The organism is Novacetimonas sp. GS1 (assembly GCF_036686925.1).
Lineage (GTDB): Bacteria > Pseudomonadota > Alphaproteobacteria > Acetobacterales > Acetobacteraceae > Novacetimonas > Novacetimonas hansenii.
The window spans coordinates 2,715,852-2,730,000 of record NZ_VSZP01000001.1 but is presented as its reverse complement, the minus strand read 5'-3'; the positions used below and the strand labels follow the sequence as shown (position 1 = coordinate 2,730,000).

Sequence of the window (14,149 nt, the reverse complement as noted above, 5' to 3'; positions counted from 1 at the left end):
CCAAAGCCTTACCAAACCTAACCAAACTCCGAATACCCGGAAGTATGAGCCAGGCAGACAGACAGTGGGTGCTAAGGTCCATTGTCGAGAGGGAAACAGCCCAGACCACCAGCTAAGGCCCCTAAATCGTGGCTAAGTGGGAAAGGATGTGGGGATTCCAAAACAACCAGGAGGTTGGCTTAGAAGCAGCCATCCTTTAAAGAAAGCGTAATAGCTCACTGGTCTAATAGAAACCCTGCGCCGAAAATGTAACGGGGCTCAAGCCACGTGCCGAAGCTGTGGGTGCATACTTTGTATGCGCGGTAGCGGAGCGTTCCGTAAGTCTGTGAAGGGGACGGGGTGACCCTCCCTGGAGATATCGGAAGTGCGAATGCTGACATGAGTAGCGATAAACAGTGCGAGAAACACTGTCGCCGAAAGTCCAAGGGTTCCTGCGCAAGGTTAATCCGCGCAGGGTGAGCCGGCCCCTAAGGCGAGGGCGAAAGCCGTAGTCGATGGAAACCGGGTGAATATTCCCGGGCCTGCCAGAAGTGACGAATGCAATATGTTGTCGGGTCTTATCGGATTGACCCGGCTTTTGGAGCATTCCAGGAAATAGCTCTGGCATATAGACCGTACCCGAAACCGACACAGGTGGACTGGTAGAGAATACCAAGGCGCTTGAGAGAACGATGCTGAAGGAACTAGGCAAATTACTTGCGTAACTTCGGGATAAGCAAGACCCGTCCGTGGGCAACCACAGGCGGGTGGCACAAACCAGGGGGTAGCGACTGTTTAGTAAAAACACAGGGCTGTGCGAAGTCGAGAGACGACGTATACGGCCTGACGCCTGCCCGGTGCCGGAAGGTTAAGAGGAGGTGTGCAAGCACCGAATTGAAGCCCCGGTAAACGGCGGCCGTAACTATAACGGTCCTAAGGTAGCGAAATTCCTTGTCGGGTAAGTTCCGACCTGCACGAATGGCGTAACGACTTCCCCGCTGTCTCCAGCATCGGCTCAGCGAAATTGAATTCCCCGTGAAGATGCGGGGTACCCGCGGTCAGACGGAAAGACCCTATGAACCTTTACTGCAGCTTTGCAGTGGCATCAGAGACATTCTGTGTAGGATAGGTGGGAGGCTTTGAAACCGGGGCGCCAGTTCCGGTGGAGCCATCCTTGAAATACCACCCTGACTGTTTCTGATGTCTAACCGAGACCAGTAAGCCTGGTCCGGGACCCTGCATGGTGGGCAGTTTGACTGGGGCGGTCGCCTCCCAAAGTGTAACGGAGGCGCGCGATGGTGGGCTCAGGTCGGTCGGACATCGACTGTTGAGTGCAATGGCATAAGCCCGCCTGACTGTGAGAGTGACAGCTCGATCAGAGACGAAAGTCGGCCATAGTGATCCGGTGGTCCCGCGTGGAAGGGCCATCGCTCAACGGATAAAAGGTACTCTAGGGATAACAGGCTGATCTCCCCCAAGAGTCCACATCGACGGGGAGGTTTGGCACCTCGATGTCGGCTCATCACATCCTGGGGCTGGAGCAGGTCCCAAGGGTTCGGCTGTTCGCCGATTAAAGTGGTACGTGAGCTGGGTTTAGAACGTCGTGAGACAGTTCGGTCCCTATCTGCCGTGGGTGTTGGAGACTTGAGAGGATTTGTCCCTAGTACGAGAGGACCGGGATGAACATACCTCTGGTGCACCGGTTGTCGCGCCAGCGGCACAGCCGGGTAGCTAAGTATGGAAGGGATAACCGCTGAAAGCATCTAAGCGGGAAACCCACCTCAAAACAAGGTCTCCCCAAGGGCCGTGATAGACCATCACGTCAATAGGCCAGGTGTGGAAGCGCAGTAATGCGTGCAGCTGACTGGTCCTAATCGCCCAATAGGCTCATTCACACAGCCACTCAACGTGGAAAACATACATGCACAGCAGTCATCCACCCACTCTATCCTCTCAGCACCAACCTCCCACACAGTCCCTCAGGACTGACTGGATGATCTGGTGGCCATGGCGGGACGTGCTCCACCCGATCCCATCCCGAACTCGGACGTGAAAAAACCCAGCGCCTATGATACTGTGCCTTAAGGCACGGGAAAGTCGGTCGCCGCCAGATCTTCCAGTCAGCCCTGAATGAAAAAACCACCGCGGGGTGGAGCAGCCCGGTAGCTCGTCAGGCTCATAACCTGAAGGCCGCAGGTTCAAATCCTGCCCCCGCAACCATGAATTATCCAATATAAACAGCATGTTAAGCCGCCCTTACGGGCGGCCTTTTGCGTTTGGGACATACGCGCAGGATGCGTATAGGATGCAAATGGGACTGAAAGCGCAGCGTAGTTTGGGCTAAAACGGGGCATTGTCACGATAGCGTGATGGCCGTTCCAAGCCTCATTGCTTAGTGGAAATTGCGCGATCTGACGACGAGACGTTCACTGCCTGAGTCTATGTCGGCTGTGGTGTCTGCGTACAAAAGGTGTTTAAGCATCATCTTGGCGTGACTCCCGCCGAATGCAGGAAGCGTTTTTGGCAACTACGTTGATCCCGTCCGTACCTCAGATCAGCTTTTTCTTCTTTTATGCGTCAACGACTGTTTCCTGCCATGCCACGCGTGCGAGAGCCGTGCTGACCAAGGCCACCAAACCGATCAGGACAGCACAGCCGAGCCAGCCGTGATGCGCGTAGAGAGGAGCAGGGGCGACAGCGCCGATGCTTCCGCCCAGATAATAGCAGGTGAGATAGAGACCGGTTGCCGCAGACCGTCCTTCCCTGGCATGTCGTGCTGTATAGCCGGTGGCGCAGGACTGCCCGGCAAAGACAGCCATGCAGGACAGAGCCAGTCCAATCACGATAGGAGGGAGATGGACGGAAAGTGTCAGGGCAATTCCGGCAATCCCGGCGACCTGCGACAGCAGAAAGGCCCGCGTGCGCCCGATCGTGCCGAGAAGGCGACCGAAGAAAGGTGTGACTGTAACAGGTAGAAGAAAGACCACGAACAGAGCACCGACTTCAATCGAAGTCAGGGTGAATGGAGGTGTGCTCAGACGTAGGCTCAGATAGGTAAAGGACGTGACCTGCTGAAACAGCAGGCTGGCGCCGACAAAACAGGTGACCAGCAGCCGCCAGTCGCGCACACCTTTTGCGACACTCCATAAACTTTTACCAAGGGATGTGCTGGCTCTGAACTGGCGCTCTGCAGGCAGACAGAATACGGCGAGCGCAAGAACAAGAATCAGAAGAACTGCGAAAACGAGAAAGGTGGAGAGCCATCCTGTAAAGGACGCAGCGGCACCGGCAAGGAAGCGTCCACAGAACCCACCGAATGCAGTGCCTGCGACATATACTCCGTTCATGGTGGTCGCGGTCCGTCCGGACCATTCTTCAGCGATATAGGCGAGGGCCGCAGTGAAGATGAAGGGCACCAGCAACCCTTGTGCAAACCGCAGGGAGAGGAGAGCCGTAAAATTCCATGCCAGAGCGCAGGAGGCGGTTATGATAATCAGCGCGATGAGGGCTGCGACCATTACACGCTTGCGTCCGAAGCGGTCAGAGACGGCACCGGCCAGAGGGGCTGCGACTGCTACGCCCAGCGTGGAGGTGCTGATTGTCCAGGCGCTTGCGCCAAGGCTGACGCCAAACCGGTGGGCGATGTCAGGCAGGATGGGCTGGGTGGCATAGACGTTCAGAAGAGCGCAACTACCCAGAGCGAAGAGCGCCGCCGTCTGACGAAGTGGGACTGCTGTGTTCGCTGTCGCTTCATTTTCCATCGTAATTGTGTCTGAACGATTCATGGCTGATTCCGCCCGACAAGGTGTTCATGTCGTTTGTGGACGGTAATCTGTGCGTGGGAACTGGGTATTGTCATTGTTGTTATTCAGTACAGCCGATTTGTGAATTGCCTCTTCCGGGGACGTTGGACCAACGGTGGCGAACGCGTGTTCGTGAGTCAAAGAATAAATGCGAGAGCCGATCCCCCTGCGCGGCATCATCATCGAAGTGCGCAAACTGTTTCGTGAATACGGTTATGAAGGCACGTCGATGCGAAATCTTGCCCGTCGTGTGGGGTTGCGGTCGCAGAGCCTCTATACGCGCTTATGCCTTATAAGAAGCGCTGATATCTGAAGTTCTGGCCCTGACGTTCGAGGAAATGCTGCGGGACTTGCCAGATCCTGCTGGCCCCTATCAGAAACTGACGCGCGCATGGGGGACGCTGATCGGACGCATCAGGAAGACATAAGTGGCGATCAATGGAAAATATCTGAAAGCATGTATAAGATTCGACATTAACGGTTTCCGGATATTCTGTCGGATGTCGTATGGCGTCGATCACGACCGAGGCTCTTGGTCAATGTTTTGCTCATGATGTCGCTGCTAATGCCGGATTAATCAAATATTTGTCTCAGTAAAGATGAAATAAATTTTGTCATCATGAATGCATATTTTATAAAAAAGGTGGTATTTCGTTCATTACTTTAAATTTTGCGGATATCAAAAGATATCTGCATTAGATCGTGACGCCACAATCGCCCGCAGAATGTCTGCAATACTGATTATTGGTAGATCAAACCGGCAAGAAAACACATCCAGTTGCGTCCGGCGGGCCATGGTGCCGTCCTCGTTCAGGATTTCACAGAGCACTCCAGCAGGTTTGAGGCCAGAAAGCCGAGCCAAATCCACCGATCCCTCCGTATGACCGCGCCGTGAGAGCGTTCCTCCTTTTGCAGCCTTCAGCGGAAAGATATGACCTGGCACCATGAAATCCTGCTTCGAAGCACCCGGTTCAATCGCCGCGCGGATCGTCCGGGCGCGATCATAAGCAGAAATCCCTGTCGTGGTTCCTTCCTTCGCATCAATCGACACCGTAAAGGCGGTACCAAACGGACAGGTATTCTCATCAGCCATCATCGGCAATGAAAGACGTTCAACGTATTCCTCGGCAAGCGGCAGGCACACCAGCCCTCGTCCATGTGTAATCATGAAATTGATTGCGTCAGGAGTCACGAATTCAGCCGCCATGACCAGGTCGCCTTCGTTCTCTCTGTTGTCATCGTCTACCATGATAACCATTCGCCCTGCACGCATAGCCTCGATCGCACGGGCAACAGTGGGAATTATGGAGCGGATAGAGTGACCGTGTGCGACGTTCATAGGGCGTAAGCCTTTCCTGTTCTGCATGATTGTCGTGAAGCGGGATCAGTCAGTCACGGTCGCGATGGTCCGCATCGCCCATTTTCCAGTAACCGGCCGCATGCAGGCGACCGGAAGGAAGCAGACGATCGACGGTCAGATAAGTCCGCACGGCTCTGACCATGAAAGACTCACCCGCGACCCACGCCTGACAATCGGACAGGTCAAGAACTGCCCCCTGTACGGCGAGTTCGAGCTGCCCCGTCGTGCCGGGAGGCTCGCTACCCGAATGCAGCCAGGTAACATTCAAGGATGCAGCAGTTTCCAGTTTCTGTTCTTCATCTGTGCCATTCACTTCAATAAAGGCATCGGCAGTAACGCCAGGTGGTAACGCCTCAAGAATAGCCGCTATCGCTGGAAGCGACGTCGCATCCCCCACCATAAGATGGCGACTTGCAGCGGGATCAACGCGGTATCCTGCGCGCGGCCCTGCCAGTTGAAGCACATCCCCAACCTTTGCCTTTTCGGCCCAGGCAGACGCCGGACCGTTATCGCCATGCAGGACAAAATCTATTTCCATCAACCCGGCAGTCGCCTCATAGCGGCGGATCGTATAGGCACGTCCTTCCGGCTTGCGGCCGGGCGGTGCAGGAAGGAACACCTTCATCCATTGCGCGGGATGCTCGACCGGTAGTCTCTTGATATCGTCTCCGACGAGCGTGACGCGCCGCATGTGCGGCGTCACATCATGCACCGCCTTGACGACTGCCGGACGTAACGTCCTGTTTTGTGACATCATTTTCATCACGATGACTTTCAGAAATCCGGGGACCGCAAATGAAAAGGCTCTGGCCCTCTGGGGAAGGCAGAGCCGTGGAAAATTGGCCCTCTTGTCTGAGAACACCTTACGGTCTGATCCAACCTTCAAAAAATACCGTGAAATGGAAAGTATCATTCCATTATATGAAATGGTCGCATCTGAAGATTACTGGCATCCTGAACAAGGTCGTGACGTAAGACGTGGAGTGATTTGAAAACGTGAAACCAACGGACCTCAATCTTCTCCATGCACTGGACATCCTTATTGAGGAACAGAGCGTGGGCCGTACAGCGGAACGCCTTGGGCTAAGCCCACCTTCCGTGAGCCGTCTGCTCGCCCGTGCCCGTGAAATCATGGGCGATCCCATTCTGGTACGGGCAGGACGGGAACTTGTCGCCACGGAGTATGCCCGCACCCAGCACGCCCGGATCCGCAACATCATTGCCGAAGCTCAGGACGTTCTCCTGCCGAACACGGAACTGCATCTCGACCGACTGGAAAGACGGTTTACAATCCGGGCAAATGAAGGATTTACAGCGGCGTTCGCCTCAAGCCTCGCAGCCCGGATCGCTCATGATGCCCCGAAAGCGGAACTCCGGTTTGCCCAGGAACATGAGTCCGACGACGATGCGCTGCGCGAAGGACGCATTGATCTCGATATCGGGGCGCTCCGGGCCATGGGACCGGAAGTACGGGTTCAGACCATTTTTCGCGATCATCATATCGGACTGGCACTTCCGGACCACCCTATCTTCAAAACTGAAATTTCTCCGGAACACTTTGTATCGTTTCCGCAAATCAGTGTCTCACGCCGGGGACGCGCGGAAGGGCCTGTTGATCAGGCGCTGATGGCGCATTGCGGGCTTCAGCGAGAGGTTTCTCTCATCGTTCCTTCCTTCATGCTGGCGATCGCTGCTCTTCCCGGTACGGAACTGATCGCCCTCGTACCGCGCTTTGTCCTGCGTGCTGTCGAAGCTTTGGGGATACAATTGAGAACGTTCGATATTCCTGTACCCCTCGATACACTTGTCATTGCACAGGCATGGCATCCCCGTTTCGATCGCGATGCAGCGCACCGCTTTCTCAGACAATGCGTGCGCGAAGTCTGTGCACCGGTGAGGCGTCAGGACGATAAGACGTCCTGATCGGACTCAGCTTTTCTTTCGAGGCAGTCGGGCAATCCAGATGATTCCCACGGATGCCGTAAAGGCAAATGTGGAGATCATGTAGAATTCATTCATGGAAACCATGTCTGCCTGAACCAGCACCTGATGGTAGATAGAGCCCCAGGCCTGATCCTCCGTCAGCCCCGCACCTTTCAGGGTCGTCACCGCATCCGCCGCACGATCGTGATAGGGCGTAAGTGTCTCAACCAGATGCGCCTGATGATAACGGGAGCGCCGATCCCAGAACGTCTGGGCGAGAGAGGCGATAAGATTTCCAGACATCATGCGAATGGCTGTCTGGAGCCCGGACGCGGCCGCGAGGCGTTCCGGCGGAATGCCAAACAGGGAAAGAGCCGTCAGAGGTGTCAGGAAAAAGCCGATCCCTATCCCCTGGGCCAGACAGGTGAGAGCAATCGTACCGGCATCGATATCCGTCGTGAAATTTGCCCGCCAGAACGCCACAGCGGCCCAGCAGAAGAAGGCCAGTGACGCGAAGAGGCGCGCATCCCCCTTTCTGACCCATGCCCCAAGAAAGGGCGCAAGCAGGATACCAAATACACCCATGGGGGCAGTCACGAGCCCTGCCCATGTCGCATTGTATTCCATATCGGTCTGTAGCCAGAGTGGCACCAGCACAAGGGCTGCGAAATACAACCCGAACCCGATGGCCACCGCGACCGTTCCAACTGCAAAATTCCTGTATGCGAAGAAATGCAGATCAACGATGGGATATTTGGCGCCCAGTTCCCATACAACGAGAAATACAAGTCCCAGCACAGACAGGATCGCTGTTGTGCAGATGAAAGGCGAAGCAAACCAGTCGAGTATCCGTCCACGGTCAAGCGCCACCTGCAGACACCCCATGGCAATGGCAAGTAGGATCAGACCGATTACGTCAACCGGAAGTCTGACAGTCGGTGTATCGCGTCCCCGAAGCAGCGCCGATGTGGAGACCACCACGAAAATGCCAACCGGTGCGTTGACAAGAAAGATCCACGGCCAGGTGTATTCGTCCGTAATCCAACCGCCGAGTACAGGCCCTGCCACCGGCCCCGCCATGTTCGTCATGGCCCACATGGCAACCGCCAGTGTCCGTTTTTCCGGCGGAAATATGGCAACGAGCAATGCCTGGCTCAGTGGCACGATCGGACCTGACACCATGCCCTGAAGGACACGAAAACCAAGCAACAGCGGAAAGGAGCGCGCCATGCCACAAAGCACTGAGGCAACCGTGAAGGCTGCCACCGCGCAGACAAACAGCCTGACCTGCCCGAACCGACGCGACAGCCAACCCGTCAGGGGTATGAAAATGGCGTTCGCAATTCCGAAAGAGGTAATGGTCCATTCGCCGATTTCGGTGCTGACACCAAGGTTGCCGGAAATGGTCGGGACCGAGACGTTCGCGATCGTGATATCCGTCACGGCCATAAAGGAGGCAAGACCGATTGTCATCGCCGCGAACGCCAGGAGCGGCCCTGACAGCGGCTGGATTGGCTGGGGAGCCGGCCTGCTCATTCCGCCTCTCCCAGGGTTTTCTTCATGATCTCCGCAACATGACGGTCCGCAGCCTGCTGCTGCTCTGTATAAAGGTCTGTACCAACAGCGACTGCTGGACGACTGGCCGCCTGTGGATCGCACCGTCCGGTATCAATCTCCACCTCGGTCGACATTCCGATCCGGAGAGGCTTACGGGCCAGTTCCACCGGATCGAATGCGATACGTACAGGCACACGCTGCACAACCTTGATCCAGTTCCCTGTTGCGTTCTGGGCCGGCAGTAAGGCGAAAGCCGCGCCACTGCCAGCGTTCACATCCATGACATGACCGTGATAGATCACGCTGCTGCCATAAACATCCGCAGTCATGGTGGCGGGTTGACCGGCGCAGACGTGCCGAAGTTGCCTTTCCTTGAAATTGGCGTCGATCCAGAACTGGTCGAAAGGCACGACGGCCATCATACGATCACCAACAGCGACGCGGCGTCCAAGCTGGACATCACGTTTTGCGACCATGCCTCCGACCGGCGTCCGCACCGTGGCACGCTCCATATCCAGCGTTGCCGCCCGGAGCCTGGCCTTTGCTGCAATAACATCTGGATGGGTAGGAAGCGTCGTGCCCTGTGTCTGGGACAGCGCAACGGTATACGCCGCCTGTGCAACCTGAAGGGCGGCCTTCGCCGTATTGGTGGCATCCGAGGCATGTCGGGCTTCTTCCGCCGTCACAGCCCCCTGGCCAACCACCATACGGCGTGCCCGGAGATCGGCCGATGCCCGATCCAGTTCTGTCTGACGGACAGCAACGAGCGCACGGGCTTCGTCCAAAGCCGCGAAAAGTCTCCGGACATGACGGATGGCCTGACCCAGGCCGGCTTCAGCAGCCTCCAGCCTGATACGCATGTCACTTGTATCCAGTTCCACGAGTGATGCACCTGTCAACACACGATCAGTGTCGTCCGCCCCGATGGCCCGGACAGTACCCGCGACCTGTGGTGTAATCGCCACGACATGCCCATTGACGTATGCGTCGTCTGTAGAAACGAGTGCACCATTGGAGAGAAAAGTATAGGCGCCCCAGCCAACCGCGATGATTGCGAGACCACCACCGAGCCAGAGCAGACGCTTGCGACGGGTAACGGCAGGATCCGCAGCCGCCGGAACAGGAGTATCAGCCATGGTATTTCTGCCCTGCAGAGGAAGTGAAAGAAGGCGACCAGGCGCCACCGAGTGCGCGAATGAGGGTGATCTGGGCTTCAGCGACGCGTGCGGCTGCCTCGACTGAACGGCGCTCAGAGAGCAGCAATGCCGTTTCGGCCGCCAGACGATCATTGGTGTCCGAAAGACCATTTTTCTGACGGATGCGTTCAAGATCGACGACATGCTGCCAGTGCCTGACAGCGGCCTCGGCTTCCTGCCGGGCGGCCTGCCTTGCCTTCAGGTCGGAGATTCCGTCAGCGGCCTGCTGCAGCGCCTTTGACACTGTCGCGTTGTAGTCATTGACAGCAGCATCGTACTCACCGAGCCGATTTTTCAGGGCGGCACGGAGCTGACCTCCCTCGAAAATAGGAAGGGTGACGGCTGGCCCAAACTGTGTCGCGACACTGCCCGGTCGCATCATGTGACCGATATCGAGAGACCGGAAACCAGCAAAGGCAACAAGATCGACATCGGGATAGAATGCCGCGCGGGCCGCACCAACGGCGTTGGATGTGGCTTCCACTGCCGCACGTTTGGCCTCTACGTCAGGCCGATAGCCCAGAAGAACAGCCGGAACATTCGACAATGGCGCCGGATCAGCAATAACCGGCAGATGCGGCCGTGCGATCACGTCCCCGAAGTCAGGCGCTTTGCCGAGAAGGGCCGCGATTTCATGTCTGCGGGCACTGATCTCTCCGTCCAGCAGATCAATCTGGCTGCGGGTGTCGGTCAGGGCCTCACGGGCCGTCACAGCATTGATGTCGGTCGAAAGCCCGGCCTTTTCCCGTAACGCCAGCATTTCCACGATGCCTTCACGCCGTGAAAGCCCCTGCTGAGCCACATCGCGCATCCGATACGCTGCATCCAGTCTTACATAAGCACTGACCATTGCCGTCTGAATCAGAAGGCGCGCATCAGCGACCTCAAGAGAGGAAACCTTCTGCCAGTAGCGTGCCGAACGTGTCAGTTTTCGCCAACATCCCCAGAAATCGACATGATACTGAACATCAAGCTGGAGTTTACCCTCACTCCCGAAATTTCCTTTGTATGGCGCGGGATAATAAGAGTGATCAGGGAATTGCTCTCCTGCTATCCAGCCGAACCCATCGACATGGGGCAACTGGTTGGCTCGCGCTGCGCCTTCTACGGCAGCAGCCTCACGCAACCGTGCCTGTGCAATCTGGATCGAGGGAGCACTTTCCTGCGCGTCTCCTACGAGCCGCTCAAGCTGAGGATCATGATAGACCAGCCACCATGCCTTGGCGGGAGATGTGTGAGCAGACTGCTGTTGCGCCTGTTCAATATCATGACCGCTTTTCAGGATGCTGACATCCGTGATTTTACCTTCAGGACGCTCATCCCTGCCGGGAGCACATCCTGAAAGGGCCAGAAGAGTGGAACAGAACAGCAGCCACGCTCGCGTCTGTACTCGATTTGTAGTGTACATCGCACCGTAGTTCCTGTGATTTCAGGAACCATTGCCTACCAAGGTCCATACTGATCAGAAATGCCGTGGAATGGAATGATTCATTTCATCTCAAGTAATCGGCCGCTATGCTGTCTTGTAGTTTCCTTACATCACTACCTTTGATATTTTCAAACAGGCTGATTCGATTTCTGCACAGCGGCAATCCAACCTGACCTCACGACCAAAAGAAGCCAGAAATGGTTCGCGGTTAACATTTATAAACGTCAACGCTACGAATTGCTTCTCTCGTCCATTCCGACCCCGTAATATCCATTCCGCATTCGTCTTCATCCCAGACAATCATTCTTCTTAAAATGTTTCTGCATAGCGGACGCAATTTGATACAATTTCAACAGTAAAATTGAGTCAAACTAAATCAATTTATTTCATATGCTAACAGCATAAGACGGTCTATTGCTCATCATCTAAAGAGTGAAAGCCACCCCAATAATGGTGAGAATTATTTTTTGTCATTTGGAATAAACTTCATAAAAACATTTTCTTCTTCAGCTATCTTCAAGGCTGCAAAAATTTCAGGACATTTCTCTTCATAAGCCTTTAGATCATCCCACCTTGGTGTAATCTTGTCATCTATCTGGTCTAGGGATGTTAATGTATCAGTGAAAATCTTGCTCAGTATATCAGGGAGTATAGCGTTGAGATGATTGTCTTGAGAATAGAAACGCTTGCGACCTCCAGCAGTAAGTAGCCGACCTTTCTGATAGTCAGGCATCAGGACAAAGCGCCTTACCACTTTTTCTGCAGAAGCATGCTCATAAACCCTGGAAAAATGGTCAATTGTACCATTATGGACGGTTTCGTCGCGCAAAGACATAATCAAGCGAAGTTCGTCACTTAACTCACACAAAGGCGTACCTTTCGCCAACGGAGCATGTTTCCATTTTCCGAATGAAACATCGCTTGCCTTCGATTTCCAAGAGGTCATTTCAGGTGACGTGCCCCCCGAAAATGTAACCATTTTAAAGTAGAGTCCGATCGAGAAGGATACGGACGAATGAAACGCAGTCGTTTTACGGAAGAGCAGATCATAGGGGTGCTGAAGGAACAGGAGGCTGGGCTCAAGGTCTCTGATCTTTGCCGCAAACACGGGATCAGTGATGCGACGTTTTACAAATGGAAGACCCGCTATGGTGGCCTTGAGGTATCTGAGGCCAAACGACTGAAGGCCTTGGAAGATGAAAACGGTCGTCTGAAGCGTCTCCTGGCGGATGCGATGCTGGATAATGCGGCGTTGAAGGAAATTGTTGGAAAAAAGTGGTGACGCCTGTCGCAAAGCGGCAGGCGGTCCTACACCTTCAAAAGGCTCTGGAGGTGAGTGAGCGTCGCGCCTGTGCCCTTGTTGGTCTTGCCAGGCGTGTTGCGCGGTATGTTTCCACCCGGGCAGATGATGCCACCCTGCGCCAGCGCCTGCGGGATCTGGCGAGCCAGAGACGCCGCTTTGGCTATCGCCGCCTGGGTTATCTTCTGGCACGCGAAGGGTTCAGCCCCAATCACAAGAAGCTGTTCCGTCTTTACCAGGAGGAAGGGCTGAAAGTCCGCCATCGGGGCGGCCGCAAGAGGGCACTGGGGACGCGTTCTCCCATGACCATCCCTCAGGAACCCGGGCAGCGCTGGAGCCTGGATTTTGTCTCGGATGCCCTGATCTGTGGCCGCCGGTTCCGCATTCTGGCTGTTATCGACGATTTCAGTCGCAAGAACCTGGCATTGGTTGCCGACACGTCATTATCAGGTGGACGTGTGGCGCGGGAACTGACGGCCCTGGTGGAACGATATGGCAAACCCCTCATGATTGTCAGCGACAACGGTACGGAGTTCACATCCCATGCCATCCTGAAATGGGCGGATGAGATGAAGGTTGAATGGCACTATATCGCCCCCGGGAAACCGCAACAGAACGGCTTTGTCGAAAGTTTCAACGGCCGGTTGAGGGATGAATGCCTCAACGAGACGCTGTTCACGTCTCTCAGCCATGCCCGACAGGTTCTGGCTGACTGGCGGGAAGACTACAATACGGTGCGTCCCCATTCCCAGCTGGATGGCAGGACACCGGATCAGATCGCCAGACAAGGGTCTCGGGGGCATGCCCCCGAGACCCTTGTCATTCCATCAACCCCAAGCCATAAAAAACGGGAACTCTCCTTTTAAGTGGATACAAAAAAGGGGGCACGTCACAGGCTTTATATTTGATAAGTCAGTGACATACTTCGTACTAAAATCAAGGAAACTCACAATTTTTTCGATGCAGAAATTAAAGTTGGTCCAAATCCTGAAACCTAAAGGTGAAACGGTGTTCCGATATGTCTCTCCTGCTCCAGTCAACTGTAAGTCAAGCGGGACGTTTTCATAGAGATTTGGCGCGGCAAGAGCTGCATATGCGTCCCCAAGACTGACAATAATATGATTAACTATATTTTGCGCTACGTGGTTGTAGTGTCTAATTGAATAATAATATAAAAGACGCTTCGTTTCATTATTTATTGTCTCCAACACGGCGTTGTTAAATTCATCTCGACTACACAGCGCCTCCGGGTCTAATCCAGCATGCATAATATTAAAATCAGAACCCTCTAACGTGTTCCAAAACTGATCGGCAGATTCAAACAGCAATTGAAGAGATTTCATGTTCAACCTCTCAAATGCATCCATGATGCCACGAGAAAGTGAGCTAATTTCTTGATGCTGCCAAATCCCTTCCGGAGTTGTGGTAAAGTATTCCTCCTCCGGCTTGATGTCTGATCGCTCCCCGTATAATGAGACGTACACTTTATTCTTTCCACCACTAGGCTATATTGAAGTTGGTCAGCAGTATAATATAAAATTATCTGGCCATATCATTCTAACGCCGTTTACGGACCGGCCGCAATTGCCGTCATGTTGGATA

At 54.6% G+C, this 14,149-nt stretch carries 10 protein-coding genes, 1 tRNA gene, 2 rRNA genes and 1 pseudogene (1 of these 14 running past the window's edge); 6 read left to right on the top strand and 8 right to left on the bottom strand.

The features are described from left to right. The 3 genes from FYB92_RS11965 to FYB92_RS11955 form a co-directional block, all read left to right on the top strand. Positions 1-1,874, top strand: a 23S ribosomal RNA gene (locus tag FYB92_RS11965); it begins 867 nt to the left of the window's first position. A gap of 102 nt (positions 1,875-1,976) precedes the next feature. Beyond that, a 5S ribosomal RNA gene (gene rrf / locus FYB92_RS11960) occupies positions 1,977-2,092 on the top strand. 30 nt (positions 2,093-2,122) lie between these two features. Then, positions 2,123-2,199, top strand: a tRNA-Met gene (locus tag FYB92_RS11955). Between the two features lie 350 nt (positions 2,200-2,549). Here FYB92_RS11955 and FYB92_RS11950 read toward each other — a convergent pair. Next, the gene (locus FYB92_RS11950) at positions 2,550-3,764 is read right to left on the bottom strand and encodes an MFS transporter (protein WP_332828736.1); all 1,215 of its coding nucleotides are present in this window, start codon (positions 3,762-3,764) and stop codon (positions 2,550-2,552) included. A gap of 166 nt (positions 3,765-3,930) precedes the next feature. Here FYB92_RS11950 and FYB92_RS11945 point away from each other — a divergent pair, with 166 nt between their 5' ends. Next, positions 3,931-4,095 carry a TetR family transcriptional regulator gene (locus tag FYB92_RS11945; protein WP_332828735.1) on the top strand — a complete coding sequence of 55 codons (165 nt, stop codon included), beginning with the start codon at positions 3,931-3,933 and terminating at the stop codon, positions 4,093-4,095. 393 nt (positions 4,096-4,488) lie between these two features. Here the strand turns inward: FYB92_RS11945 and ribB are convergent. Continuing rightward, positions 4,489-5,121: pseudogene (gene ribB, locus FYB92_RS11940) on the bottom strand (3,4-dihydroxy-2-butanone-4-phosphate synthase); the annotation flags it as partial. A gap of 49 nt (positions 5,122-5,170) precedes the next feature. Next, the gene (locus tag FYB92_RS11935; RefSeq protein WP_332828734.1) at positions 5,171-5,905 is read right to left on the bottom strand and encodes a siderophore-interacting protein; all 735 of its coding nucleotides are present in this window, start codon (positions 5,903-5,905) and stop codon (positions 5,171-5,173) included. Between the two features lie 233 nt (positions 5,906-6,138). Here FYB92_RS11935 and FYB92_RS11930 point away from each other — a divergent pair, with 233 nt between their 5' ends. Beyond that, complete coding sequence (locus FYB92_RS11930) at positions 6,139-7,065, top strand: LysR family transcriptional regulator (protein ID WP_332828733.1); 927 nt, start codon at positions 6,139-6,141, stop codon at positions 7,063-7,065. A gap of 6 nt (positions 7,066-7,071) precedes the next feature. Here the strand turns inward: FYB92_RS11930 and FYB92_RS11925 are convergent, their stop codons facing one another. From FYB92_RS11925 to FYB92_RS11910, 4 genes are all read right to left on the bottom strand, one after another. Continuing rightward, complete coding sequence (locus tag FYB92_RS11925; protein WP_116100252.1) at positions 7,072-8,601, bottom strand: DHA2 family efflux MFS transporter permease subunit; 1,530 nt, start codon at positions 8,599-8,601, stop codon at positions 7,072-7,074. Continuing rightward, a complete protein-coding gene (locus FYB92_RS11920) occupies positions 8,598-9,758 on the bottom strand; it encodes an efflux RND transporter periplasmic adaptor subunit (protein WP_332828732.1) in 1,161 nt (386 codons plus the stop codon). Before FYB92_RS11920 ends, FYB92_RS11925 begins: the two co-directional genes overlap by 4 nt. Then, positions 9,751-11,226, bottom strand: coding sequence for an efflux transporter outer membrane subunit (locus FYB92_RS11915; protein WP_332828731.1), 1,476 nt, complete (start codon positions 11,224-11,226; stop codon positions 9,751-9,753). Before FYB92_RS11915 ends, FYB92_RS11920 begins: the two co-directional genes overlap by 8 nt. Before the next feature lie 481 nt (positions 11,227-11,707). Beyond that, positions 11,708-12,193 carry a hypothetical protein gene (locus tag FYB92_RS11910; RefSeq protein ID WP_332828730.1) on the bottom strand — a complete coding sequence of 162 codons (486 nt, stop codon included), beginning with the start codon at positions 12,191-12,193 and terminating at the stop codon, positions 11,708-11,710. Positions 12,194-12,262: 69 nt separating this feature from the next. On the opposite strand from FYB92_RS11910, the gene FYB92_RS11905 reads away from it, so the two are divergent. Beyond that, positions 12,263-13,413, top strand: a protein-coding gene (locus FYB92_RS11905; protein ID WP_237915129.1) for an IS3 family transposase whose coding sequence is annotated in 2 segments (ribosomal slippage) — positions 12,263-12,521 and positions 12,521-13,413 — 1,152 coding nt in all. Because the reading frame shifts where the segments join, the coding sequence is not laid out codon by codon here. On the opposite strand, the gene FYB92_RS11900 is transcribed toward FYB92_RS11905, so the two are convergent. After that, the gene (locus tag FYB92_RS11900) at positions 13,375-14,031 is read right to left on the bottom strand and encodes a hypothetical protein (RefSeq protein WP_332828729.1); all 657 of its coding nucleotides are present in this window, start codon (positions 14,029-14,031) and stop codon (positions 13,375-13,377) included. The genes FYB92_RS11905 and FYB92_RS11900 overlap by 39 nt on opposite strands. Positions 14,032-14,149: the final 118 nt, after the last annotated feature.